The following is a 2,721-nucleotide window of genomic DNA, read 5'->3' as shown; positions in this document are numbered from 1 at the left end:
TCCGGTCAGCCCCTGCTTGGCACAGTTGCGCCACGACCTGCCGTCCCAGAAAACCCCCACCCCCCGTTACTAGTATTCTTTTCCCGTGCAGATCTTGCTTCATTCCGTTATAGCCTTGATCGTTGATTGGACTTCTCGCAGAACCCATAGCAAAGCTTAGAGAGCGATACGTAAGAGAAACAGGCTCTCGAATGCTACGATCGTGAGCCAATTAAATTTTGACAAAGGGTCGCTACCCCACACCTGTACATTAGGGCACCACCCATGAACGTCACCAAGCCCAGCACTTGTAGGTCGGCATCCACCATCAACTGAACTAACGGCTCAAACGTGACCAACGATTCCCAACCTAGCGTTTGCTGCGCTTTGGTCGGATGTTCTATCAGCAAATCCACCTTGCCCGGACGCGAGGAGCGCTCATCAAACATTAGTTCTTCCACTGCTCCAACAGTTGTTTAGTCAAATAAGACCCATCCTGCCCTGTTATGCCCATCAGCAACGCTCGTTTCGCTTCCGTCATGTTCTTCTCTTGAGTTTTTGCCAATGAAACAAGAATCAACAGCAATTGTTTACAGACCACGAACCATATCAGTAGAGGCTTTTCTACTGCAATTCTTGTGAGTGAATGCTCCTGGGGGCATCTAAAAACTGCTTGAGAGCCAAACATACAAAAATAGGGATTGTACTGCTATAGCGTCCCCACAGACGTTTTGGTTCCTGCGCCAGCCTATAAAGCCACTCAAAACCAGAGTTTCGGATTACCTTGGGAGCCCGTTTGTGGATGCCTGCATATACGGGGAAAGCGCCTCCAAGCCCAATCATGACAGCTTGAACTCTCCCCTGATGCTGCGTCATCCAGAGTTCTTGTTTTGGGCATCCTAGTGATACAAATACTAACCCTGCGCCACTAGCATTGAGAGTTTGCACGATCGCTTCATCTTCGGCTTCAGTCATAGGGCGAAATGGCAAAGGTTCCATTCCAGCAATCTTCAACGTTGGAAACTCTACTTCCAGTCGTTTCCTCATCTTTTCAAGAATTGCTGTCTGAGACCCCAGAAAAAAGATGCTAATACCCTCTGAGCAAGCTGCTTTACATAACGCTAGAAGCACATCCATACCAGCAACGCGGTCTTGCTTGGCGGCTCCCATCAATTTAAGCATCCACACCAAAGGCATTCCATCAGGTGTAACTAGATCGGCTTTGTTCAAGACATCTGCAAAGTCTGGATTACGATAAGCCTCCGTGAGCATATGAACGTTTGCGATACAAACAACCTTACTAAGGCAATCTTTAGCCCATTCCATCATTAGAGCTATCTGAGCATCAAAGGGAATGGCAGCCACTGGGAAACCAATTATGTTCCGGCAGGGGAGATGGTTTTCTGAAGTCATAGCTGTGGGTGTGTTATTTCAATAAAAGCCTTGGTGGTCGCACTTTAAGGCGATCTATTCAGTACTAAACGCTTTTGCACCCTATATTCAGGCTCAGAATTATCAAGCTCAGGTTCGGGAATGCATCAAACTTACAGATTAATAGCAGTCAGATCGTGAATATACTTTAAGCTGTACGCTTGACTCAGCCTTAGATGCTTAAAGCAAAGAAATTCTCGGAAGTATTGACGCTTAAATGAACTCACTTCTTTTTGCGCTAAAGATTTCATTGGAATGAGAAGTAGGGTAGAAGCATCTACTGTGTCAATGAGCGCCACAAGACCCATATTTTGCCAAAGAACGTCTCAGCGAGAGACTTGGGACAGGTAAAACTCATCTTTCTACTCAAGATACAAAGTTCACAGTACTGATCCTGCAGCAAGCAAAGCATCTTTCAATAGGCTTCTCACATATATCTATCAATAGAACAATCAACCCTAGTTAGAGAGGCCTCGTTAAGATCCACGCAATTTCACAATTTACGAACCTCCGAAATGCGATAACGGCACCTTGGAAGCTACTTCTTTCCAACTTTTTTCACTCCTATCCACTACTCACAATTAACCCTCCAATGCTAGTTTTCACTATCTACGCTGAAAGCACCTGTCACCAAATATACACTTAGGAGGATGGATTTACTTACAGACTAGTCTAAAGTTGGCTCCAGAAAGCTAAAAGGCTCGATAGTATACGTAAACTTCAGCAGTTTTTAATACCTTTCGCGGTACTCAAACTCGCTCAGGTTTAACATATTCCATCTTAAAAAAAAAAAGCAAGCGCCTAACCGTCTTTTTACCACTCCTTCACATCAACTTCATCTTGGCAGTACAGGACTATTTCAAGGCCAAGTAGTGATGCACCTTAGCGGCACCATTGAGCAACACAACATGCCAATGCATTGTCGCGCAAAAGGCTGCCTCAACCTTTTACGCTTTACTAACAGCCGTTTTACCAACGCCAGTGAGTTGCATTGGTTGAGTCTGCTGCTGATTCAGATTTCCTTCTCTATCGTTATTCTTCTATTCAGTCGGCTGTTGTCCTCGATGGCTTGTTCACCATTGGAGTCTGCTGAACAACAAAATCTCTGCCAACGTTTACTGATGCTTAACTTGGGTGCATCAGCAGTTTTGGCAAGCACTTCTTTTCCAGTGCTCTAGCTTAAATACGAACATAACAAGAATACCAAAAGCTTTGATAGACAGTTGGTCTGACTTGCTACGCTGCTTGACTTGGATAACTCAGATCTTGCAGCATTCTCGATAAACCCATTTAGGCAAAGGCTTGAGGACA

The 2,721-nt window shown here is 45.0% G+C and carries 3 protein-coding genes; 1 reads left to right on the top strand and 2 read right to left on the bottom strand.

Features of this window, described 5'->3' with window-relative positions:
• Positions 1–194: 194 nt before the first annotated feature.
• Both AC5JLP_RS12940 and AC5JLP_RS12935 read right to left on the bottom strand, forming a co-directional pair.
• A complete protein-coding gene (locus AC5JLP_RS12940) occupies positions 195–440 on the bottom strand; it encodes a hypothetical protein (protein ID WP_496068327.1) in 246 nt (81 codons plus the stop codon).
• A gap of 163 nt (positions 441–603) precedes the next feature.
• Positions 604–1,392, bottom strand: a complete 789-nt coding sequence (locus AC5JLP_RS12935; protein WP_496068326.1) for a WecB/TagA/CpsF family glycosyltransferase — start codon at positions 1,390–1,392, stop codon at positions 604–606.
• A gap of 890 nt (positions 1,393–2,282) precedes the next feature.
• On the opposite strand from AC5JLP_RS12935, the gene AC5JLP_RS12930 reads away from it, so the two are divergent.
• Positions 2,283–2,588 carry a hypothetical protein gene (locus AC5JLP_RS12930; protein WP_496068325.1) on the top strand — a complete coding sequence of 102 codons (306 nt, stop codon included), beginning with the start codon at positions 2,283–2,285 and terminating at the stop codon, positions 2,586–2,588.
• Positions 2,589–2,721: the final 133 nt, after the last annotated feature.

This window comes from Stenomitos rutilans (genome assembly GCF_059505485.1).
This window is presented reverse-complemented; position numbering and strand designations above follow the sequence as displayed.